General features: G+C 58.5%; 20 protein-coding genes and 1 tRNA gene. 14 read left to right on the top strand and 7 right to left on the bottom strand.

Going from position 1 to position 20,749, the window contains the following annotated elements; translation table 11 throughout:
• Positions 1-4: 4 nt before the first annotated feature.
• Complete coding sequence (gene argC, locus BM074_RS12785) at positions 5-952, top strand: N-acetyl-gamma-glutamyl-phosphate reductase (protein WP_091922482.1); 948 nt, start codon at positions 5-7, stop codon at positions 950-952.
• Positions 945-1,787, top strand: coding sequence for an aminoglycoside phosphotransferase family protein (locus BM074_RS12780; protein ID WP_348271661.1), 843 nt, complete (start codon positions 945-947; stop codon positions 1,785-1,787). The genes argC and BM074_RS12780 overlap by 8 nt, the downstream gene beginning before the upstream one ends.
• Here BM074_RS12780 and BM074_RS12775 read toward each other — a convergent pair.
• Both BM074_RS12775 and BM074_RS23295 read right to left on the bottom strand, forming a co-directional pair.
• Positions 1,776-2,615 (bottom strand): MFS transporter, encoded by an 840-nt coding sequence (locus BM074_RS12775; protein WP_244532851.1) that lies wholly within the window; start codon positions 2,613-2,615, stop codon positions 1,776-1,778. The genes BM074_RS12780 and BM074_RS12775 overlap by 12 nt on opposite strands.
• On the bottom strand, positions 2,570-2,992 hold the full coding sequence (locus tag BM074_RS23295) for an MFS transporter (RefSeq protein WP_244532849.1): 423 nt from the start codon (positions 2,990-2,992) through the stop codon (positions 2,570-2,572). The genes BM074_RS12775 and BM074_RS23295 overlap by 46 nt, the downstream gene beginning before the upstream one ends.
• A gap of 165 nt (positions 2,993-3,157) precedes the next feature.
• Between BM074_RS23295 and BM074_RS12770 the strand changes: the two genes are divergently transcribed.
• Complete coding sequence (locus BM074_RS12770; RefSeq protein WP_027232419.1) at positions 3,158-3,397, top strand: type II toxin-antitoxin system Phd/YefM family antitoxin; 240 nt, start codon at positions 3,158-3,160, stop codon at positions 3,395-3,397.
• Positions 3,394-3,777, top strand: a complete 384-nt coding sequence (locus tag BM074_RS12765) for a type II toxin-antitoxin system VapC family toxin (RefSeq protein WP_091922478.1) — start codon at positions 3,394-3,396, stop codon at positions 3,775-3,777. The genes BM074_RS12770 and BM074_RS12765 overlap by 4 nt, the downstream gene beginning before the upstream one ends.
• A gap of 4 nt (positions 3,778-3,781) precedes the next feature.
• On the opposite strand, the gene BM074_RS12760 is transcribed toward BM074_RS12765, so the two are convergent.
• The gene (locus BM074_RS12760) at positions 3,782-4,879 is read right to left on the bottom strand and encodes a COX15/CtaA family protein (protein ID WP_091922476.1); all 1,098 of its coding nucleotides are present in this window, start codon (positions 4,877-4,879) and stop codon (positions 3,782-3,784) included.
• A gap of 158 nt (positions 4,880-5,037) precedes the next feature.
• Here BM074_RS12760 and BM074_RS12755 point away from each other — a divergent pair, with 158 nt between their 5' ends.
• Positions 5,038-5,253 carry a DUF2842 domain-containing protein gene (locus BM074_RS12755; RefSeq protein WP_027232416.1) on the top strand — a complete coding sequence of 72 codons (216 nt, stop codon included), beginning with the start codon at positions 5,038-5,040 and terminating at the stop codon, positions 5,251-5,253.
• A gap of 13 nt (positions 5,254-5,266) precedes the next feature.
• On the opposite strand, the gene BM074_RS12750 is transcribed toward BM074_RS12755, so the two are convergent.
• Positions 5,267-6,286, bottom strand: a complete 1,020-nt coding sequence (locus tag BM074_RS12750; protein WP_051615128.1) for a polysaccharide deacetylase family protein — start codon at positions 6,284-6,286, stop codon at positions 5,267-5,269.
• A 161-nt stretch (positions 6,287-6,447) separates the two neighbouring features.
• On the opposite strand from BM074_RS12750, the gene BM074_RS12745 reads away from it, so the two are divergent.
• Positions 6,448-7,578: a GNAT family N-acetyltransferase gene (locus tag BM074_RS12745; RefSeq protein WP_091922474.1), complete on the top strand. Its 1,131-nt coding sequence runs from the start codon at positions 6,448-6,450 to the stop codon at positions 7,576-7,578.
• Positions 7,579-7,590: 12 nt separating this feature from the next.
• On the opposite strand, the gene BM074_RS12740 is transcribed toward BM074_RS12745, so the two are convergent.
• Positions 7,591-9,738, bottom strand: coding sequence for a GumC family protein (locus BM074_RS12740; RefSeq protein ID WP_091922472.1), 2,148 nt, complete (start codon positions 9,736-9,738; stop codon positions 7,591-7,593).
• A gap of 240 nt (positions 9,739-9,978) precedes the next feature.
• On the opposite strand from BM074_RS12740, the gene BM074_RS12735 reads away from it, so the two are divergent.
• The 5 genes from BM074_RS12735 to BM074_RS12715 all read left to right on the top strand — a co-directional run bounded on the left by BM074_RS12735 (position 9,979) and on the right by BM074_RS12715 (position 14,869).
• On the top strand, positions 9,979-10,524 hold the full coding sequence (locus BM074_RS12735) for a polysaccharide biosynthesis/export family protein (protein WP_091922470.1): 546 nt from the start codon (positions 9,979-9,981) through the stop codon (positions 10,522-10,524).
• A 7-nt stretch (positions 10,525-10,531) separates the two neighbouring features.
• On the top strand, positions 10,532-11,674 hold the full coding sequence (locus tag BM074_RS12730) for a glycosyltransferase family 4 protein (RefSeq protein WP_091922468.1): 1,143 nt from the start codon (positions 10,532-10,534) through the stop codon (positions 11,672-11,674).
• Positions 11,675-11,737: 63 nt separating this feature from the next.
• Positions 11,738-13,279: an undecaprenyl-phosphate glucose phosphotransferase gene (locus tag BM074_RS12725; protein WP_091922466.1), complete on the top strand. Its 1,542-nt coding sequence runs from the start codon at positions 11,738-11,740 to the stop codon at positions 13,277-13,279.
• Entirely contained in the window at positions 13,276-14,529 is a 1,254-nt protein-coding gene (locus BM074_RS12720; RefSeq protein ID WP_244532847.1) for an O-antigen ligase family protein, read from the top strand. The genes BM074_RS12725 and BM074_RS12720 overlap by 4 nt, the downstream gene beginning before the upstream one ends.
• 88 nt (positions 14,530-14,617) lie before the next feature.
• Positions 14,618-14,869 carry a hypothetical protein gene (locus tag BM074_RS12715; protein WP_091922464.1) on the top strand — a complete coding sequence of 84 codons (252 nt, stop codon included), beginning with the start codon at positions 14,618-14,620 and terminating at the stop codon, positions 14,867-14,869.
• A 13-nt stretch (positions 14,870-14,882) separates the two neighbouring features.
• On the opposite strand, the gene BM074_RS12710 is transcribed toward BM074_RS12715, so the two are convergent.
• Positions 14,883-17,039, bottom strand: a complete 2,157-nt coding sequence (locus BM074_RS12710) for a mechanosensitive ion channel family protein (protein ID WP_091922463.1) — start codon at positions 17,037-17,039, stop codon at positions 14,883-14,885.
• A gap of 348 nt (positions 17,040-17,387) precedes the next feature.
• Between BM074_RS12710 and BM074_RS12705 the strand changes: the two genes are divergently transcribed.
• Entirely contained in the window at positions 17,388-17,669 is a 282-nt protein-coding gene (locus tag BM074_RS12705; RefSeq protein WP_091922462.1) for a hypothetical protein, read from the top strand.
• 351 nt (positions 17,670-18,020) lie between these two features.
• Positions 18,021-18,698 carry a DUF1194 domain-containing protein gene (locus BM074_RS12700; protein WP_091922460.1) on the top strand — a complete coding sequence of 226 codons (678 nt, stop codon included), beginning with the start codon at positions 18,021-18,023 and terminating at the stop codon, positions 18,696-18,698.
• A gap of 83 nt (positions 18,699-18,781) precedes the next feature.
• Here the strand turns inward: BM074_RS12700 and BM074_RS12695 are convergent.
• Positions 18,782-18,858, bottom strand: a tRNA-Pro gene (locus BM074_RS12695).
• A 658-nt stretch (positions 18,859-19,516) separates the two neighbouring features.
• Between BM074_RS12695 and BM074_RS12690 the strand changes: the two genes are divergently transcribed.
• Positions 19,517-20,182 carry a nitroreductase gene (locus BM074_RS12690; RefSeq protein ID WP_091922990.1) on the top strand — a complete coding sequence of 222 codons (666 nt, stop codon included), beginning with the start codon at positions 19,517-19,519 and terminating at the stop codon, positions 20,180-20,182.
• Positions 20,183-20,749 lie beyond the last annotated feature (567 nt).

Below are 20,749 nucleotides of genomic sequence, written 5' to 3'. Positions count from 1 at the left end.
CGACATGAAACCCAAGATCTTCATCGACGGCGAACACGGCACAACAGGTTTGCAGATCAGGACGCGCCTTGCGGGCCGCGACGATCTCGACGTGCTTTCGATTCCGGAAGCCGAACGTCGTAACCGCGACATGCGGGCAGACTTCCTGAAGGAGGCCGACGTCGCCATATTGTGCCTGCCGGACGACGCTTCGAAAGAAGCCGTCTCAATCCTCGAAGGGCACAATTCGACCAAGATCATCGATACCTCGACGGCACATCGCGTGCATCCCGACTGGGCCTACGGTTTTGCCGAGCTCGACCGCGCGCAGCGGCAGAAGATCGTCGACGCCCGGCTCGTCGCCAATCCCGGCTGCTATCCGACCGGAGCGATCTCGCTGGTACGCCCGCTGCGTGATGCCGGCATTTTACCCGCCGACTATCCGGTCACTGTCAACGCAGTTTCCGGCTACACCGGTGGCGGCAAGCAGATGATTGCGCAGATGGAGGACGCGGCCAATCCGGACCATATCACGGCCAACAATTTCCTTTACGCCATGCCGCTCAAGCACAAGCACGTGCCGGAACTGCAGATGCATGGCCGCCTCGAGCGCCGTCCTCTGTTTTCGCCCAGCGTCGGACGCTTTCCACAAGGCATGATCGTGCAGGTGCCACTGTTCACAGCCGACCTCGATGGCAATCCTTCACTGGGCGATATCCACGCGGCGCTTGGTGCCCACTATGAAGGCCAGGATATCGTCCAGGTCGTCCCGCTTGCCGAAAGCGTGCAACTTGCACGGCTCGACGCCGAAGAACTGCGGGACACGGACATCATGAAATTGTTCGTCTTCGGCTCGGAGGATCAGGGACAGGTCAATCTGGTTGCGCTCCTCGACAATCTCGGCAAGGGCGCGTCCGGCGCGGCCGTGCAGAACCTCGATCTCATGATCGGCCATGGGGGATACGGTGAATGAGACGTTTCCCGCCGAGTGGAACGTCTCCTCCCCTGAACTCCTCGCCGAAACGCCCACAAGCCGCATTACCAAGGTGCGGCTCCCTGATGGAACGCCGGCCATCGTCAAGGCTTTGACGCCGATCGGCATGAAGGACGAGCTGCCTGGCGTTCATTACCTCGACTGGCACGACGGCAGCGGTGCGATCCGCGTCCTTGCGATCAAGGACAACCTGCTGCTGCTCGAATATGCCGGCCGACGCACCCTTCTCGACCATCTCAACGAATTTGGCGATGAAGCGGCGACTGCTATCGCCGTCGAGGTGTTGCGCAAACTCCTGGACACACCGCACGACGACCGAGCTTTCGCGCCCGACCTCATCCCGATCCGCCGGCAGTTTGCGAGCCTCTTTGCCAAGGCGGAAGGCGACCACAGGAATGGAATCGACAGCCTGTTCGTGGAGGCGGCACGGATCGCAGACGAGTTGATGAACAAACCAATGAACGTGCAGCCGCTGCACGGCGATGTCCACCACGAAAACATTCTCTTTGGCGACAGGGGTTGGCTGATCATCGATCCCAAGGGCCTTCTCGGCGATCCGATGTATGACGCGGCCAACATGTTCTACAACCCGCTGGATCGCCAGGATCTGAGAGCAAGCGAGACGCGCGTCGCGACCATGGCGCGGACGTTTTCGCGCGCCTTCGATCGCGACATTCGCACCATTCTCGGTTATGCCATGGTCCACGCGGCACTTTCCGCCTCCTGGCACACGGAAGATCAAAATTTCGAGGAGGGCGAGCGCAGTCTGGCCGTCGCGCGGGCGGTACGGAGCGTACTCACTTCACTGGTATGAACGGCGTACAAGGCGCGCGACCATCAGGAAGGTGACGACACCGCAACAGCCGACAAAGGCGGCAATGGCGAGCGCCGCATGCGGACCAAACTGCTCAAGGATAAACGCGAAAATAAAGGGCGCCGTTGACGACACAGTCAGGCGCGCAGCGGTGATCTTGCCGAGAATTTCGCCGTAACCTCGATGCCCGAACAGGGCGAGTGGGAGCGTTCCCTGGACAATGCTGTTCAGTCCCGAGCCCATGCCGAAAAGCATCGCGAACAATACTGCGCCGGCGATCAGCGGCACCGGCGACGGCAGGAGCAGCATGAGGAATGCAAGCGGGATTAAGGCCGTGGAGAGGATAGCCACGGCGAGCGCCGAGAACCGATGACCGAGCACCATGTTGACGAGACGGCTTGCAAACTGAGACGGCCCGAAGATCGTGCCGACCAGCACCGCTGACGTGCCGAGCCCCACCGCCGCCAGAACAGGAACGAGGTGCACAAGCATAGCGGAAAGTGCAAAACTTCCGAATGAGAAGCCGCTGGCAATGAGAATGAGGGCAGAACGGCGGCTTGCCAGAGGCAAGGAGCCGGCATCGAAGGTTGCAGGATCAGATGACGCCTCCGGTCTCAGCATCGGCGATCGTCTGGTCATCTGGGATAGCCAGAAATGGATCGGAAAACAGATGCAGAGCTGGAGGCCGGCGTAAAACAGGAAGATTTCGCGCCAGGTGAACCATTTCAAGAGCCCTGTCGCCAAGGGCCAGAACAGCGTCGAGGAAAAACCGGCAATGAGCGTCAGTAGCGTAATTCGGCGAGGAGCCGCTTGGGGATCGATCTGCACGAGAACCGCGCAAAGGCCGTGTTGTAAAGAATGAACGGCGTGGCGATGCCCGTCGTCACCAACGCAGGAGCAAAGATGCTCCAGTTTGGCGCCCAGGCGCAGACCAGCAATGACACTGCGGCAGCAAGGGAACCAAGCGTCATGACCCTCCCCGCGCCGAAACGATCGGCCCAGCGTCCCGACCAGGGTGAAATGATGCCACCGATGAGCAGCGTCCCGGAGAATACAGCGAACAGCCATTCGCGCGAGCGCGCAAACTCCTCGCCCATCGCCGGCGCCAGAATGCTGAAACTGTAATAGAGCGTGCCGTAGCTGATGATTTGCGAAACGCCGAGAGCGCTGACAGCGGCCAGTGAGCGTCTCGCACTTAGGGTCATTCTATTCGTTTCCACATGTTGTCCCGCTTCTTGCGAGCGGCAGCCAAGAACTACACTGAGTCCCGTTCGCGGAAAACGGTTCCGTACAAAATCTCGTGCCTGACCAACTTGACCAAGCGCCCTATGGGCCTTACATTGGTCAAGTTAGTCAAGAGGAAGCCGTCAATGAACAAAGTCAATCTGTATGACGCAAAAACCAATCTTTCCAACCTTGTTGACCGTGCAGCGGCTGGTGAAGAAGTGGTGATCGCCAAGAACGGCGTGCCCTTGGCCAGACTGGGACCATTGCCGAAACAGAAACAGTCACGGCACCCGGCAAAGGCACTCGGAATATCCTATATCGCGGAGGATTTCGACGCTGTGGATGATCAGACTGTCGAGCTCTTCAGTGGCGGCAACGCATGAACCTTCTGCTCGATACCCACGTGCTTCTCTGGTGGGATGCCGGGGCCTCAGAGATGGGCGCTACGGCGCGAGCGGTCATCGCAAACCCTGATAATACAGTCTATGTAAGCGCAGCATCCGTTTGGGAAATCGCAATCAAGAGCGCCAAGGGTAAATTGCGCTTCAACGGCTCAGCCCACGCCGCCATCGAAGCTAACGGCTTTTTGCCGCTGTCTATGTCGACCGCACACGCAGAATTGGCGGGCCGGCTCGAATGGGCCCATGCCGATCCGTTTGACCGCATGCTCGTGGCACAAGCCCAATCGGACGGACTGATCCTGCTGCACGCCGACGCCGTCATCCACGAATTCCGCGAAGTCGCACAACTCTGGGCGCGATGATCAGCTATCTTCCCGCGATTACCTCGGTCTCATGTGGATAGCTGCCCTTTGTGGCGCGCCAGTGCGCGACCGAAAACCCGAGCAGAACGATTGCAAAGCCTTGATGAAGAAGGCCAAGGCCGATTGGCACCATCATCAAGAGCGTCGTGACGCCGATCGCCGCCTGCAGCGCGACAATCACCGCGAGAAGCACGGCGCGGCGTGCGTGGGTCGTGCCCGGTGCGCTGCGGCTGACTGAGACGGCCTGCCCGATCGCCACGAGGAAGACGAAATAAGCAAAGCACCGATGGACGAACTGCACCGTCTTCGGATTCTCGAAGAAGTTGTGCCAGATCGGCTGGATCGGGAAAAGATCGCCCGGAACCATCGAGCCATCCATCAGCGGCCAGGTGTTATAGGATAGTCCCGCGTCGAGACCCGCGACGAGCGCGCCAAGGTAGATCTGGACGAATACCAATACGACAAACCAGCCGGCAAAGCGCTGGATCGCGCGCTCCGCCGGGGCCTCAGAATATACGGCAAGACCCCGCGCCACATACATTACCGCCGCAAAGATGATGCAGGCGAGCGTCAGGTGGGTGGCCAAACGATATTGGCTGACGTCGACGCGGTCTACGAGCCCGGACGCCACCATCCACCAGCCAACCGCACCCTGCAGCGCGCCGAGGGCGAGGATACCGACCATGCGCGGCTTCAGGCGGCGCTCCAGACGGCCGGTGAGCCAGAAGAAGGCAAGCGGCAAGGCGACGAGAAAGCCGACGCTGCGTGCGAGAAAGCGATGCGCCCATTCCCACCAGAAAATCTGCTGGAACTCGGAAAGGCTCATGCCCTTGTTCAGCCGTTCGTACTGGGGAATCTGGCGATACTTGTCGAATTCCTCGATCCACTGGTCGTGACCGAGGGGCGGAATGATGCCGTGGATCGGCTTCCATTCTGTGATCGAAAGACCGGAGCCGGTCATGCGCGTGGCTCCGCCGACGATGACGATCGTGGCGAGGACAATAAGGACCAGATAAAGCCAGATCCGCACGTACTGGCGGTTGCGAGCTTCGCGATCCTGAATGAGGCTGATCGCGCCGGCGCTGATTGTCTGATCGGTCATCGCATACTCCTGTCGGTCGCGGATAGGTGCCGCATAAAGGTGGCGAAGACAAGCTGGGTTCGCGCGACACGCCGTCGCGTTTTTCCAGTATGGCGGGCTTTTTGGCTTTCCGATCCGGTTTTTAGGCGCTACAGGAAGCGCTGAACTTGGAGAATGCGATGCCGGTCCGGCTGAAGAAACTTATTGGTACATTTCTGCTCGTGGCGCTGGTATGTGTCTACGCCATCATCGCGACGGTCTTCGCGGTTGCCCTCCTCGCCAATGCCAGCCCCTGGATCCATCTCCTCTATTTCTTTGGCACGGGGATATTGTGGGTCGTCCCGGCAATGTTCATCATCAGCTGGATGGAAAAGGCGCCGAAGAAGAAGGCCTGAGCCTGGCGCGTCCTTAATCGCCCTGCACAACCCTGCGCCCGGCATTGGCAATGGGTGTCGTCACCCCGCTCATCATCGTCTGGGCATAGACGAGTTTCTGGAAGCGACCGTTGATCGATATGCGTGGCAGTGCATGCAGATTGGTTCGGTGTTCGACATGGATCGTGCCATGGCGCGTCGTCACCGCCGAAACGAAGCCCTCATCTTTCGCTATCTCGGCTTCACGCCTGCCCGCCGCCTTGGCGGACCCGTAGGGAAATGCAAAGTGGACAGGGCGCTTGCCGAGATGATCGCCGATCATATCCGCCGATTGGCGCATTTCCTGGGCGACCATGCCGGCGGTCAGACGTTTGAGGTTGTAGTGGTGCACCGTGTGGCCGCCGATCGTGCATAAGGGATCGGCCGAAATTTGCTGCAATTCCTTCCAGGTCATGACGTCCTGATCTGCCGCAACGCCGCACAATATACCGGCTTCGGTGCACATTTCGCGCAGTACAGGCAATTGCTCCAGTTCCGTCAATGTATATGAGAAATATCGCATAAGGCCATGAAAAGCAGCGCGTTTCTGAAGGACCGTGGAGCAGCGCCACTCCGGCCCTCCCGGCACCTTGATGTGTGTCGTCTGCGCGACCAGCTTTTCGACGACTTCCCACCAGAGCACCGCTGCGCCTTCGATAAAGCCCGGCGCCACATAGACCGTAAATGGGACGTGATGCTTCTGGAACACGGGATATGCATGGTTAAGATTGTCGTTGTAGCCATCGTCAAGCGTTACCGCGACAAAACGCCGATCGCTGCGAACGCCGTTCTGAACGCGATCGGCCATCTGGTCCATCGACACGAACTCGGTGCCCTCCGCTTTTAGCGAGACAAGAATCTCGTCGAGAAATTTGGGGGTGATGGACAGCGAGCGTGTTACACCGAGCGGACTTATGCAATCGGGACGGACGCGGTGCAGCATGATGATCGAACCAAGCCCGCCAAAGCGATTGCGCGCGCCTTGCGCGAAACCACTATGCCAAGCCAGTCGCATCACGGCTTTGCGTAATAAATCAGCCGTGTGGACCATTCTTTCACCAATTTACGCTAATCAAGAATAATCGGAGGGTTGTTTTCAGGAATTCATGCAACCTAAATGTTTAAAAAATACTGATCAATGAGTCCTCTTTAACTTTCTCCCCGACGGAAAACAATATGGCTCCTTCCCGGCTTGTGCCTCGAATCGTTGTCGATGCCAGCGAAGCAACGACTTTATGGAATGCCTTTGCAGGTGAGTTTCTCGCGGGCGCTGCGCAGACTGCACAGTGGTTCTCCTGCTGGCAATCATCCGCCAATTCCGATTGTCTCGTTGCGGCACTTTTAATGGACGGCGCCCCTGTACTCCTCCTGCCGCTGGAGGTCGAGCGACGAGGAAGCTTGCGCATTGCGTGCTATGTCGGCGGACCCCACGCAAACTGCAATTTTCCCGCACTTTTACCCACGCTCTCGATCACTCAAGACGATCTCAACGGTCTCTTTCAGGCGTTGCACAGGGCGAGGCCCGACATCGACATCGTTACGCTGTCACGCCAGCTCCCCGAGCTTGCCGGGGCTGCCAATCCACTTATGCAGTTGCAACATCGCACAAACCCCAATATCAGCCTCGCCATCCGGCTTGATGGCAGTTTCGAGACCGTCCTCAACCGCCACAATTCAAAGCGAAAGATGAAGAAGCATCGGCACGTGGTCCGGCGCTATGACGACGCAGGGGGCTTCAAGATCGTCACGGCTGCCAGCGCCGCCGAAAGCAGGAACATGCTCGACGATTATTTTGCCTGGAAGTCTGATCGCCTGGCGCGGGCAGGCATCACGAACACCTATGAGCCGAAGGGCGTTAAGGAGTTTTTTCACCACTTGTTTGCCGACGAAACAAATGCCGCCTCGCCGCGTTTTCAGTTGCGGGCTCTGGAAGTCAAAGGCAAATATCGGGCGGTTCTCGGCAAATCTCACGCCAAGGGAATGACCTTCATCGACTTCGTCGGGATCGCCGACGACGAACTCGTCAGTACGAGCCCGGGTGAATTCCTGTTCTATAAGGATATCGAGGAGATCTGCGGCTCTGATCTCGCCATCTATAGTTTCGGCATCGGGGACGAGCCGTACAAGCGCAGCTGGAGCGAAATCGAGACGCCAACCTACGACAATGACATCAGCTTGACTGCCAAGGGACGCTTGTTCTCGCTCTATCTCGGTGCACGCGGCTCAGTGGTGCGCCGGATCAAGCAGAACGAAAAAGTCTGGGCGATGGTCAAGACGGCCCGCGCCAAGCTCCGCGGCCAATCCTAGCAGGGCCGAGCGCTAGGCAGAGCGAACAATCCTTCCGCCATCGAGCCGCAACTGTTCCTTGTTGAATGCCGTCAGAAGTTCCGGCTGCAGGAGCTTGGCGTCAAACACCGCCTTTGCTGTCGTAACCACATCAGGATCATCGGGGTCGACGACGCAGAGGATAAGCTCGGTGCCGTCGGCTATGATATGTTTCAACTCCTTGACGGTGGCCGCACCACCATCGATCACCACAAGATCATATGCCGATTGCAAGGCATTGAGGATCATGGGCAGGCGACCCACCGATTGCATCGCCTTGGCCGGGTCGTGATTGCCAAGCGGAATGACCTCGGCCTGCGAATAGTGATCGGGGTGGATCACATCGCTGAAATGCTTGTCGGATACGAGCAGATTGGTAATGCCCGGAAGGTTCTTCTCATCAAGCATGGAACGGCCAATCTCGCCGGAGCCGGTCATGTCGATGAGGATGACCCGCACGCCGCGGTCGGCAAGCTCGCGGACCAGCAGTATGGTCAGGGCCGAAGCTTCATCACCCTCCGGGGAAACAACGACCGCTCGCGCCGCCCCACTTGCCATCAGCCGGGCGGCCACATTGGCAACTCCGGAATGGTCCGCTTGAACCGGAACAGTGAGTGCCTCCTTCGCCGGAGGTTCGATTGCTGGCCGCGGGGTTTCTTCCGGCCCTGAAATCGCGAGCGTCGCCGGACTGAGCGGGAGTGCGGGAGGCACGGGTTCCGGGAGGACCTCCCGCGCATTGTAAGCCGGGCGCAGGGCCGCTCCGGTAAACAGCGCACGCAGCAGGGTCAAAATGCTCAGCAACAGCAGCGAGGCGACGAATGCCGCAACGGTCATTGGCATGATCTTCGGAAAATAGGGCTCGATTGGCCGGTCGGCCCGTGAAAAAATGCGGGCATCCGCGGGCATCGAGCTGCGGTCGATCCGCGACGAGGCCTCGCGGTAGCGGGTCAAATAGGATTCGAGCAATTGTCGCTGGGCTGTGGCCTCGCGCTCAAGCGCGCGCAACTCCACCTCTTCTTCGCCGGCCCTCGACGATTGCGCCTTCAATTCATCGAGCGAGCGCATCAGTTGGGCTTCGCGCAGGCGCGACGTCTCAGCCTCGCTTTCGAGCGAGCCCTGAACCTTGCGGGCTTCGAGCCGGATCTGCTGGTTGAGATCGGCAAGCTGCGAGCGCAATGCCTTGATGCGCGGATGTCCGCTCAAAAGCGTGGATGACTGGTCGGCAATGTCATTGTTGAGCTGCACCTGCCGCTCGCGCAGCCGCTGGATCAGGGGCGATGCCATCACGTCTGGCAGCGTTTCGACAGCTGCACCATTGGCAAGCGCCGTACGCACGCTTTCGGCCTTTGCTTCGGTCGCAGCGCGATTGGCACGAACACGCGACAATTCCGAGGAAAGCTCGGATAATTGCTGCGTTGCAAGCACGGCATTGTTCTGGCCGATAAGGAGATCGGACGAACTGCGGAAAGCTGCGACTTTGGCCTCGGCTTCCTTAACGCGCTTGCTGAGATCGTCGATTTCAGGTTGCAGCCAGCCCGTGGCGTCTTCGTTCGATTGCGACTTCGATGCCTGCTGAGTGGCAATATATTCGTCGGCAATGGCGTTGGCGACCGCGGCAGCGAGCGCCGGGTCCTTTGACGAAAACTGGACGACGATGACGCGTGAGTTCTGTACTGCATAGACGACAAGCCGATCGCGCACGCCCTGAAGAATATAGTCGTCGCGGGTCTCTACGTCCGGGTTCTTGCCAATACCCACCTCGCCGAAGAAGCGTCCGATTGCCGATGGCTCGGCTCCAGCGGAAAGTTCGGGATTCTTGCCGAGGTCGAGCTTGACGATGACGCGCTTCAGGAGATCGGAAGAATTGATCACCTCGACCTGGCTCTTGATGCCCTCCTGATCGATGACCGCCCGATCGTCCGCCTGCTGCGTCGTCGGACGGGTGAATATCGACTCCCGCGTCTCGATGAGTATCCGTGTTTCCGCCCGATATTTTGGCGAAACGGACGACAAGGCAGCAAATGCCAACCCCGTCAGCAGAATTGAGCCGAGGAGGATGCGCCACTTGCTTCGCCAAAGGCTGGCGAACAAGGCACCTATATCAATGTCTACATCGTTACCGACAGTGCTCGCCCCGGCCATTCATGCAACTCCACTTCGATCGGCGACATGGTAAATGCCTATGGTAACCAGCGCGTTAAGAATATCTGCTGCGAATGCATGATCAAATTGAGGCATACTATTCTTAAGCACATGAAGCGCCGGCCTTTGCCGATATTTTACCAGCCATTAACCCTAATGAATTGATAATCCCAGCAAGAATCGAGAATTCTCGTTGCAACTGTCGTTAGGGTTCAGGCCGTGTCCAGCAAACAGATCTTAATGGTCGCCATTGGCGTGCTATCGATGACGCTCGGTGGATGCGCCAGTTACCGGCCGGCTCCCCCTGCTTTCAACGCAGCGATCAACAAGCCGTACGTCTTGGATGCCGGCGACCGCATACGTCTGACCGTCTTCGATCAGGAGGGTATCACCAATACCTATAGCGTAGACCAGGCCGGCTATATTTCGGTTCCGCTTGTCGGCAGCGTTCCTGCCCGCGGCAAGACAATACAACAGATAGAGGCGGCGGTTGCCGCCAAACTTCGCAAAGGCTTCTTGCGCGATCCTGACGTGGCAGTGGAGATCGACCGATATCGTCCTGTCTTCATCATGGGCGAAGTCGGCGCAGCTGGCCAATATTCCTACGTTCCCGGCATGACCGCTCAAAAGGCGATTGCCGCTGCCGGCGGGTTCACGCCGCGCGCTAACCAGGCGGATGTCGACATTACTCGTCAGATCAATGGCGAGAGCCTGACCGGCCGCGTCATCATTTCCGAACAGGTGCTGCCCGGCGACACGCTCTACGTGCGCGAACGGTTCTTCTGATCCTGTCATGACGAACGAGAAATCGCTGCGGATTGTCCACTGCTTTCGCGCTCCCGTCGGCGGGATATTCCGTCATGTTCGCGACCTCATCGATGCGCAGGTGGCCGCGGGGCACAAGGTTGGCGTCATCTGTGACGCGTCCACTGGCGGCGCCTTCGAGGAAGCGCTGCTCGACGAGATGCGCGGCAAGCTTGAACTTGGCCTCGAGCGGATCGCCATGCAACGCCAGATCGGTCCCGGCGATGCCATTGCCGCGTTCCGCACCTACAAGATCATCGCCAGGATGGCTCCCGATGTCCTCCATGGCCACGGCGCAAAAGGCGGCACCTATGCGCGCCTTTTCGGATCGATGCTGCGGCTTACCGGCTCGAAGGTTGCGCGCTTCTATTCGCCTCACGGCGGCAGTCTCCACTTCGACCCGGCTAGCATGCAGGGCCGCGTCATTTTTAGCGTCGAGCGGCTGCTGGAACGGATGACCGACCGGATCATATTCGTGTCTGCCTATGAGCAAGGCGTCTATTCCAAGAAGATCGGTGTACCGCGCTGCGGACATGCGCTGATCTATAATGGCCTCAAGGATAGCGAGTTCGAAACAGTCCCTTTGGACGACGATGCGGCGGACTTCCTCTTCATTGGCGAGATCCGAGAACTGAAAGGACCGGATATTTTTGTAAACGCGCTCGCGCGAGCGACCGCCGCATCCGGGCACACGTTGAAAGCCGTCATGATCGGGGATGGCAAAGATCGCGCCGCCGTAATCGAGCAGGCGCAAAGGGACGGTTTGAGCCCGCACATTCGCTTTCTGATGCCCATGAAGGCGCGCGAAGCCTTCAGGCTGGCAAAGGTAGTGGTCATTCCCTCGCGTGCCGAGGCCCTGCCCTATATTGTGCTGGAAGCACTCGCCGCCGGTCGTCCTGTCATTGCCAGCCGGGTTGGGGGAATTCCTGAAATTCTTGGCGAAACGTCGCTCGCGCTCGTCGAGCCGAACGCCGAGGCCCTGGCGAAAACCATGACGCGCGCCATCAACGATCTGGCTGCGTTCAAGACGCTGCTTCCCGATATACACGCCCTTCGCGAGAAATTCGGCGTAGCAAACATGGCCGCGCGCCTGGAGGCCGAGTACGTCTCGGCACTTGCAACACAAGGTTAGTTTCTTTTCTGTATTTCAGGGCGATCCGTGCTAATGAGGGCCGCTACAACTTCAGGGTCAATCATGAAAGACAGAAAAGCCGACCACGGGTTTTCGCGCGATGCTGTGCGCAGCGTTGCTTCGCGGCCCGCCAAGCCGGTCGAGGAGAATGCTAAACTGAGCCCCATCGCTCACGCCATTGCCTCCCAATATGCGCGCAACACCAATTCTCCCGTCATGATCAGCGGTGTGATGCGCATGATCGAATTCGCAATCATTGCGTTTGTCGGTTTTGCCGTCTTCGTCATCTATGTCGGCTCGCCTGCGAATTCGTTGATGCACTACACGGCGGCGATATTCGCAACGGCAACCCTAAGCATCCTCTTTCTCGAGTTTGCGGACAGCTACCAGCTTGCGGTCATGCGCGATCCGTTTCATACGATCGGCCGCCTTGTTTTGAGCATTTCCGGTGCTTTTGCCCTGATCTCGCTGGCTGGTTTCTTCCTCAAGGTCTCCGAGGATTTCTCACGCCTCTGGTTCGGGGCCTGGTTTGTGACCGCACTCGTCGCCTTTGTCGGTTTTCGCCTCGTGATGTCGAGGTTGATCCGCCGCTGGGCCCGCAACGGCAAGATGGAACGCCGCGCGGTGATCGTCGGCGGCGGCAAGCCCGCCGAGGAACTCATCCGGTCGATCGAACAGCAGCCATACAACGACATTCGCATCTGCGGGGTCTTCGACGATCGCGACGCCAAGCGCTCGCCTGCCGTCGTCGCCGGCTATCCCAAGCTCGGCAATATTGCCGAACTCATCGAGTTCGCCCGTATCGCGCATATCGACATGCTCATTGTTTCGCTGCCGATCACAGCCGAGGCGCGCGTCCTTTCCCTTTTGAAGCAATTATGGGTGCTCCCGGTCGATATCCGGCTTTCAGCGCACAATAATCACCTGCAGTTCCGGCCCCGCGCCTATTCCTATATCGGCTCGGTCGCGATGATCGACCTTTTTGACAAGCCGATCAACGATTGGGATTCGGTGGCAAAACGTGCCTTCGACATCTTCTTCAGCCTGTTGGGACTTATCATATTCAGCCCGGTCATCATTGGCACGGCGATCGCCATCAAACTCGAGAGTAAGGGTCCGGTGATTTTCAAGCAGCAGCGGCACGGCTTCAACAACGAGTTGATAGAGGTGTGGAAATTCCGTTCGATGTTCACCGACATGTGCGATCCGACCGCCCGCAACGCCGTGGTGAAGGACGATCCGCGCGTGACCCGCGTTGGCCGTTTCATCCGCAAGAGTTCGATCGATGAATTGCCGCAGTTCTTCAATTCGCTGATGGGCACGCTCTCGCTCGTCGGCCCGCGGCCGCATGCCGTCTATGCCCACACCCGCAATCTTCTTTATCATGAAGTCGTCGACGGTTACTTCGCCCGCCACCGGGTGAAGCCCGGCGTCACCGGCTGGGCCCAGATAAATGGCTGGCGCGGCGAGGTCGATTCCGATGAAAAGATCAAGATGCGCACCGAGTTCGACCTCTACTACATCGAAAACTGGTCGCTCTGGTTCGACCTCAAGATCCTGTTCCTGACGCCCATCCGCCTCCTCAACACGGACAACGCCTATTGAGCGCAATCACAACCCCGAGTGAAGCTGACAAGGCGAAACACGCGCTAAAGAACCGCGCCCTGATCGGGCTTATTTCGACGTTTGCTGTAGGGCTTGGGGTGTTTCTGAGCGGCTTCGTCATCGACGAGCCGGCGCCCTACGAACTCTATATGGCAGGGCTTATCGGCATTTGGGCGTTGTTCGGCCTTCGGCTGTCCCGCACCGTTGCCGTGCTGCTGGCGATCCTTGTGGTATTCAATGTCGGCGGCGTGATTTCCATGGGCCAGATGCCCGAACTGAAGACAGCGCCAATGTATATTGCCGTATCGCTGTTTCTTTGCCTCACCGCCGTTTTCTACGCCGCCATCATCAATGCCAATGAACGAATCCTGTCGGTGATGTTCAAGGCCTACATTCTTTCAGCGGTGTGCACGTCGCTGCTCGGCATTCTCGGCTATTTCGACGCGTTTCCCGGCGCGGATATATTTACCCGCTACGGCCGCGCCATGGGCGCATTCCAGGACCCCAACGTCTTCGGGCCGTTCCTGATGCTGCCGCTTGCCTGGCTGGTTCACGGCGTTCTGGTCGGTGATCTGCGCGCCCTGCCCGTCCGGCTCGTTCCGATCCTGATCATAACGCTCGGTGTATTTCTTTCCTTCTCGCGCGCAGCCTGGGGCATGGCGGTGTTCATGATCGCGGGCGTTGCCTTCGTCCTCTTCATTCGCAACCCCAGCCCGAAATTTCGCCTGCGGATCATCGTGCTTGCCGGCCTTGCGGTCGTGTTCGTTCTGCTTGCCGTCCTCATCGCGCTGCAGATACCAAGCGTCTCCGAGCTCTTCACGGCGCGCGCGCAGCTGGTCCAGGATTATGATGAAGCCCAGTTCGGACGCTTTGCCCGCCATTGGTATGGGCTGTTGATGTCGATCGATCGCCCACTCGGGATCGGTCCACTCGAGTTCGGCCCAATCTTCGGCGAAGACACGCACAATATCTGGCTGAAGGCTTCGCTCGACTATGGCTGGATCGGCTTCATCAGCTATCTGACCCTGACCATGCTGACACTCGGATTTGGCCTTCGCATTCTCTTTCGCGAGCGGCCGTGGCAGCCCTATTTGCTGTGCGCCTATCTCGCCTATGTCGCCCATGTGGCAATCGGCAATATCATCGACACCGACCACTGGCGCCATTTCTGGCTGCTTGTCGGCATTATCTGGGGCTGCGTCGCGCTGGAAACGCGCTACCAGAACCGAAGGTCGAGTTTTCCGGCATAAGGCTGTGGCAATTTAAACATTTTGATTTATAAATCTTCTCCAGGCGTTCGGGGGGAAACGAGACGCCAATATCGAGGGTGGACCGCCGTTGACCTTTTTCGACGATGACAATCCTAACTATTCGAAAGTGGACGGCGAACTCATGCAGTTCGCCCTCGACAATGCCGCCAAGAGGCTCGGCCTTTCCGACAAGAATGATCCCGAGCTCAATACGCTCGCACGTTTCGTCAGGGCGGCATTCATCATCGGCAACCGCGATGCAACGGCAATGGCTGAATTTGCGGTCGATGCCGTAATCATGCGGCGCAAGCGTATCGGTGCGGACACTATTGCGCCCTGAACCGAAATGAGCTTCAGCCCTCGCCTTCAGCTGCCTTCGCCGCCTCTGCAGCCTTCTTGCGGTTCAACGTGTCGCGGGCGGCCGCGGCTGAGGTCGCGGAGTGATCCTCGTTTCCGGCAACCTGGACAGTCGGGGAAGCGAAACCAATGCCGTTTTCGGCAAAGGCTTCGCGGATCATCGCATAGGCGCGGCGGCGAATGGTGGATTGATGCCCGGGCTTGGTCATCATGGCAAAGCTTAAGTTGATGCCGTAGTCGCCGAATGCTTCCACGCCCTTCATCTTCACGGTTTCTATGATCTGTGGACCCATTTCCGGATCGTCCAGCAAGGCGGCCCCTACCCCCTTCACCACCTTTTTGACCTTGGCAATGTCCGTGTCGTAGTTGACGGAAATCAAGAACTTGTCGATCACCCAGTCGCGGCTCATGTTCTGCACCGCGCCGAGCGTTCCGAAAGGAACCGTGAAGATCGGCCCCCTGTGGTGTCTCAGCTTTACCGAACGAATGCTGAACGACTCGACAGTGCCCTTGTAGCTGCCGCTCTGGATATATTCGCCAACGCGGAACGCATCGTCGGTCATATAGAAGACGCCGCTGATGACATCCTTCACCAGCGATTGCGAGCCAAATCCGATGGCAACGCCAAAGATGCCGGCACCGGCGATCAATGGCCCGATCTCGACGCCGAGGCCGGAAAGCACCATCATGACCGCGATAGTCACGATCAGCACGGCGAGGAAATTGCGCAGGATCGGCAGTAGTGTCAGCAGACGGCCACTGCGGGCAAGCTCGGCCTCGTCGCCGCCTTCGATGCGTGCACGTTCGATCCGCCGATTGATCAAGCCCTTCGCCAATTGCCAGAGAAGATCGGCTGCAAGCAGAATGACGACGCCGCTCAAGACCCCACGAATGAGGCGTGTAGCGCTTTCGTCGCCCATCAGGCCGCTTGCGCGGAACCTTGCAACCGATGCGAGCCAGGCGACCGCGATGATAATGACGATGGCTCGCGCGCCGCGCTCCATGAGCACTTCGAAAATCGCACTGCGCGACTTGACCGCCTCTTCATCGCTCCCGAAGAAGGAGCGAACGATGGCGCTTGTCGCCCGCAAGATCGGGGGAAGCACGAGCGCGTAGATACCGACCCAGAGCAAAAGGCCCAGGCCCGCGATCCAAAGCAGCCAAAGGACGCACAAGTAGAAGGTGAGCAACCATTCCTTTAAACGATAGACCTTTGATTCCGTTTGCGTTTCCGGGCGGCGCCATACTGCTTCGATCCCAATTGCAAGCAGACCAAGGCCGAGAATGTAGACCAGAAGACTTCGAACGTTCGGCGTGAAATTCAGAACGTCCATCAGGCCGGCCAAAGCCCAACCGGCGAAGAAAATGAAGGCAAATGCACCGACGCGCGGATACCAGAATTTCGCCTTGACGTCGTCCATGGGGATCAAGCGCAGTTGCGGGTGCACGCCGTCGCTCGCATAGGCGCGGTGCGTGCCGAGAAGGACCGCCGTTATCTGCATGATGGCGCGCCAGGCGATGAGCGCAATCAGCAATGGTAGAACCAACTGGGAAAGCAGTGGCGGCCAGGTGAAAGCAAGAAATGCGCCGACGCTGGCGATTGCAAAGACAACGAGCGGCGCAATGGCGATGAATATCGCCTTGCCGATTACGTGATGGCGCGCGGTGGTACGGGCCTCGGTGACGTTGGCAAGGCTGCGTTCATGGGCACGGCCAACCAGGCGTCGGAAAATAAACTCGGCGCCGAATCCAAGCGCGGCAAAGCCCGCGAACAGAACGAGGATGGCCCCCGGTCCGCGACCATGCACTTCGGTCATGATCGTGTCGCTGGCTTCCTCGAACTCACCCGGCACTTCCGGAATAGCCTCGCCGATCCCACGTAAATGCGCGCGGATCGCGTTGGACCACTTCATGAAATCATTCGCCGACGCGCCCATCGACCCTTCCGTTGCCGGCGCGGCATTCTTTTTCTCGAGCCACGCCTTGACCTCGGGATCATCGAGGAGCTTCAAAATCTGTTCGACTTTCGCTGGAGGCGGCGCAGGCGCTGTCTGCGCGCGGGCAGTTGCGGCACAGCCTATGAAGGCGATTAGGCCCAGTGCAAGGAGCGCGGCCGCTCTCGCAGCCCATACCCGAAACACGACACTACCCATCAATCCGCCCCCAACAAAATTTCTCTCACTATGCCCCACAATATGCCGAACTGCCTTACGAATAAATTGCTGTATCAATGCACCCGAGCGAACCCGGAATCGCCCGCCGAAGCGGTCATGCTGGCAAGGGAGATCAGCCATCAATTGCCGGGCCCGCTCGGGTGGGGCAATCGGAGGGAGGCACCCTGGTTGCCCGTCCGATGTTCGGTCAAATAAAGTGCCGCGTCAAAGTTGTTACAGTAACATCGTTGCAATTCGGCATAGTGCCGAGCATCTTCTTGGCGACGGCAATAGCCTGTTCGGTCGGATCTCCACCTAAATAGATCCACTTTTGCTTGGGGTTAGAGCATGAAATTCATCTTTGCGGCTCTCGTTGCTTTCTTCTGCATCGCAAACCTGGCTGAGGCGCAAACGATGGAAAAGAACATGCTGGAGCGCCGGACCGCCCGCGCGATCCGCAACGCAGGATACTGGTGCGATCAGGTATCGAACGCCTATATCGACAAGGTATTGTCTTCCATGGGCCCGACGGTCGTGCGCGTCACCTGCGACGACAAGACCCGGTTCGAGCAATATAAGTTGACGATGACCAAGGACAACAAGATCGCGAAGATCGAAGTCTGGAAGTAACGCCACGTCGAAGCGACGGCCGACGCTAATGCAGGCGAATCAAGCCGTCTACGTTCCCCCGGGGCTACATGCCCGCGGTGCGCAGCAGCATCAGGATCGATACCCACAGGACCAGCATGCTGGCGAGACCGATGACGTAGTAGTTTGGTGAGTGTTCCATAAGGGCGCTTGTACAATGCCGAGGTTTTTAAATTGCTAAATCGCACCACTACAATTTGAACCACTCATAATATTTTTGCCGACTTGCCAAAATGCGTCGCCCGCCCCTTTAACCCATTTGGGGGGAGAGTGTTCGTCCATCGTGCATGTTACGATGCCGGCTTCCGTCAGAGCGCACCACGGGGGTGGTCCATGCATAAGGCGTTGCTCTTTGCGGTGGTGACCTTGGCTGCCATCGTCACTTCTTCGCGGTCGCACGCATGCGTCGATACTGCGCTGGTGCTGGCAGTCGATGGCTCGGGCAGCATTAGCGACGAGGAATACGAATTCCAAAAATCCGCGATCGTCGCTGCGTTCCGGGACAGGCAGGTCCTGTCTGCCATAAGGGCATCCGGCACCGTGGCGGTTGCAGCGGTCTTTTGGGGAGACGGCGAGTTTCCAGCGCAGATCATCGACTGGGCCGTCATGGACGGCATCGAGCCTTCGCAAAAGTTTGCCGACGAGATCGAAAAAAGCGAGCGGTTGGTCTTCGGCAACACCGATATAGGTGACGGTCTTTGGGTCGCGCTCGAGCTCCTGTCGGGATCGCATGCGTGCGCGAGACGGCGGATCGTAGATATTTCCGGCGACGGCATGGAAACGACGAGACCACGACGGAGGCGCTCGGTTTCCCTGCTTCAGGCACGCCAACGTGCGCAGGAGATGGGTGTTACCATCAATGCTCTGGCGATCTCCGATGAAGAGACCGATCTCGCGGATTACTACAACGACCGGGTCATCCTCGGTTCCGAACGGTTTGTAATGAACATACGAAAGTTCGAGGATTTTGCGCTGGCGATCAGACTGAAACTCATCAGGGAATTGTCCTGACTTTCCGCGCGGAATTGCCCACGAAATTCATGCGGCGAAATCGCCCGTGGGGACGAGCTGCTCAACACCTATTGTGGAGATAATGGTCGGAGTGGCGGGATTCGAACCCACGACCCCTTGACCCCCAGTCAAGTGCGCTACCGGGCTGCGCTACACTCCGAACCGCTGAAAGCCCTAGATTACTGGACTTTTTTTAGCAATACCCCAAACGTAAGAAAAAGAACAAACTGCACACTAATGCACGCCGTGGAATTAGACCGGCACCAAATGTCCCACGACGCTCCAATGGGACGCCGTGCATGATCGCTACCTTCTCCACCAAGAATCCCTCGGCATCAGGTTGTGTGGATCGTCGTGAGCCGACAGAATCCCATCTCCGAATCACTTTGCCCCAAGACCCCAACAGCCATGCAGCCACCTCGAAAGCGGTATCGCCCCAAGCCCGACAAGCGCGATCAAGCGACCAGGATCTCCGATTTTGTCTCCAGCCTTAGATCAGCCAATCCGAAGCTGACTTCACGGGACATAGCATCCCTTCTGGATATTTCGCCCTTTCATCCTCCATCCGCGGACAATTGGTCTTCAACTGCGGTGATGAAAATAATTCGGCAGCTTGAACTGGGCCAGGCTGACAACGCCAGGGCGTAAGAACATAGAAGCCCCTAATGTTGGCGATGCTCGATAGGACCAAGGGTGGGTGGCGATGCCCTCACACGCATGAGGTCGCTAAACGTTTGATCTAGGCCTCCCAGACCACGGTGTGACTACAACCTCCATTGCAAAAAAAGTAAAAAACGCATCGCGTTATGGAGGCGATCATGGATGTGTATGAGGCAGTTGCAACCCGACGAGCGGTGCGCGGATTCAAAGACGAGCCTGTGTCGAGAGAATTGCTCGAGCGCGTGCTGTCCGCCGCGGCGTGGGCTCCGTCCGGATCGAATATCCAGCCGTGGAATACTTATGTGATGACCGGCGCGCCGTTGGCTGAACTCAAGACCGACGCCGTCGAGCGCGTGGCCCACGGCGACCCGTGGGACGAGCGACAGTACGAGATGTACCCGTCCGTGTTGAAGTCCCCCTACGCCGAGCGGCGATCCGCCTTCGGCAAGGAGCGCTACAGCGCGCTCGGTATTGCGCGCGAGGACTGGGAGGCGCGCCAGCGGGCAGCCATTGCCAACTGGAACTGCTTCGGTGCGCCGGCCGCGCTGTTCTGCTATATCGACCGCGATCTGGGCCTGCCCCAATGGGCTGACGTCGGCATGTATCTGCAGACCGTGATGTTACTGCTCCGCGCCGAAGGACTGCACAGTTGCACGCAGATGGCGTGGTCGCAGGTTCGCGAGTCGGTCGCGGAGGCCCTGTCACCTCCGGAAGGTCTCATCCTCTTCTGCGGCATGTCGATAGGTTACGAAGACCCCACGGTGAATTACCCCCGTACAGGCCGCGCGCCACTCGCCGAGACGGTCACGTTCGTCGGCGGTTAGTTGCTTACATCACGTACGCGACCCCTTCGTGCTCGAGCCCGACGGGAGGCTGGCGTTTCGACGCGTTTGCGGATTATCTAGGGCGCCTGGACCGCTCTAAGCTCAAGAACGTGCGTTCGGTCTCAATCCAGGCTGGTGTCGCATCTAGAGCAGCTCGCGGTCCGCCAGACGTATACTACTGTAAATTACTTCCAAACCAGCCACACCGGCGTCATGGTGCTGATTACGCGCGAACAAATGCCCCGCAAGGCAGTATCGGGCTTTGCCACCGTCGCGTGAATGATCGAAGACAGCTTTATTCTTTTCCCAGGCCCGGCTCGCATAAAATGCCACCGGGAACAGAGACGCGCGCGCGGCACGTGGCTCACATCGCCATTGTCAGCTCTATCACCGCGTTTTGCGTCGAACTTGTCCTTTCAGCGCCTTGGCCATCCTGCAATGGCCCTTCGAGGGAGTAGAAGAATGAGAACGACACTGAAGAGCATGACGGCAGCGATAGCTGTTGCCGGTGGCCTTTTGGCTGGCACGGCGGCGGTACACGCGCAGGACGCCAAACCCAATATCCTT

It is taken from the genome of Phyllobacterium sp. CL33Tsu (assembly GCF_900113985.1).
Classification (GTDB): Bacteria; Pseudomonadota; Alphaproteobacteria; order Rhizobiales; family Rhizobiaceae; genus Phyllobacterium; species Phyllobacterium pellucidum.
Note: the sequence above shows the minus strand (reverse complement) of the source record. Positions and strands in the feature narration are given on the sequence as shown.

Bases quoted from the DNA above. Each gene is read 5' to 3' on its own strand.
- argC (WP_091922482.1), top strand. From the start codon at position 5: ATGAAACCCAAGATCTTCATCGACGGCGAACACGGCACAACAGGTTTG.
- BM074_RS23295 (WP_244532849.1), bottom strand. From the start codon at position 2,992: ATGACCCTAAGTGCGAGACGCTCACTGGCCGCTGTCAGCGCTCTCGGC.
- BM074_RS12770 (WP_027232419.1), top strand. From the start codon at position 3,158: ATGAACAAAGTCAATCTGTATGACGCAAAAACCAATCTTTCCAACCTT.
- BM074_RS12765 (WP_091922478.1), top strand. From the start codon at position 3,394: ATGAACCTTCTGCTCGATACCCACGTGCTTCTCTGGTGGGATGCCGGG.
- BM074_RS12760 (WP_091922476.1), bottom strand. From the start codon at position 4,879: ATGACCGATCAGACAATCAGCGCCGGCGCGATCAGCCTCATTCAGGAT.
- BM074_RS12755 (WP_027232416.1), top strand. From the start codon at position 5,038: ATGCCGGTCCGGCTGAAGAAACTTATTGGTACATTTCTGCTCGTGGCG.
- BM074_RS12750 (WP_051615128.1), bottom strand. From the start codon at position 6,286: ATGCGACTGGCTTGGCATAGTGGTTTCGCGCAAGGCGCGCGCAATCGC.
- BM074_RS12745 (WP_091922474.1), top strand. From the start codon at position 6,448: ATGGCTCCTTCCCGGCTTGTGCCTCGAATCGTTGTCGATGCCAGCGAA.
- BM074_RS12740 (WP_091922472.1), bottom strand. From the start codon at position 9,738: ATGGCCGGGGCGAGCACTGTCGGTAACGATGTAGACATTGATATAGGT.
- BM074_RS12735 (WP_091922470.1), top strand. From the start codon at position 9,979: ATGGTCGCCATTGGCGTGCTATCGATGACGCTCGGTGGATGCGCCAGT.
- BM074_RS12730 (WP_091922468.1), top strand. From the start codon at position 10,532: ATGACGAACGAGAAATCGCTGCGGATTGTCCACTGCTTTCGCGCTCCC.
- BM074_RS12725 (WP_091922466.1), top strand. From the start codon at position 11,738: ATGAAAGACAGAAAAGCCGACCACGGGTTTTCGCGCGATGCTGTGCGC.
- BM074_RS12710 (WP_091922463.1), bottom strand. From the start codon at position 17,039: ATGGGTAGTGTCGTGTTTCGGGTATGGGCTGCGAGAGCGGCCGCGCTC.
- BM074_RS12705 (WP_091922462.1), top strand. From the start codon at position 17,388: ATGAAATTCATCTTTGCGGCTCTCGTTGCTTTCTTCTGCATCGCAAAC.
- BM074_RS12700 (WP_091922460.1), top strand. From the start codon at position 18,021: ATGCATAAGGCGTTGCTCTTTGCGGTGGTGACCTTGGCTGCCATCGTC.
- BM074_RS12690 (WP_091922990.1), top strand. From the start codon at position 19,517: ATGGATGTGTATGAGGCAGTTGCAACCCGACGAGCGGTGCGCGGATTC.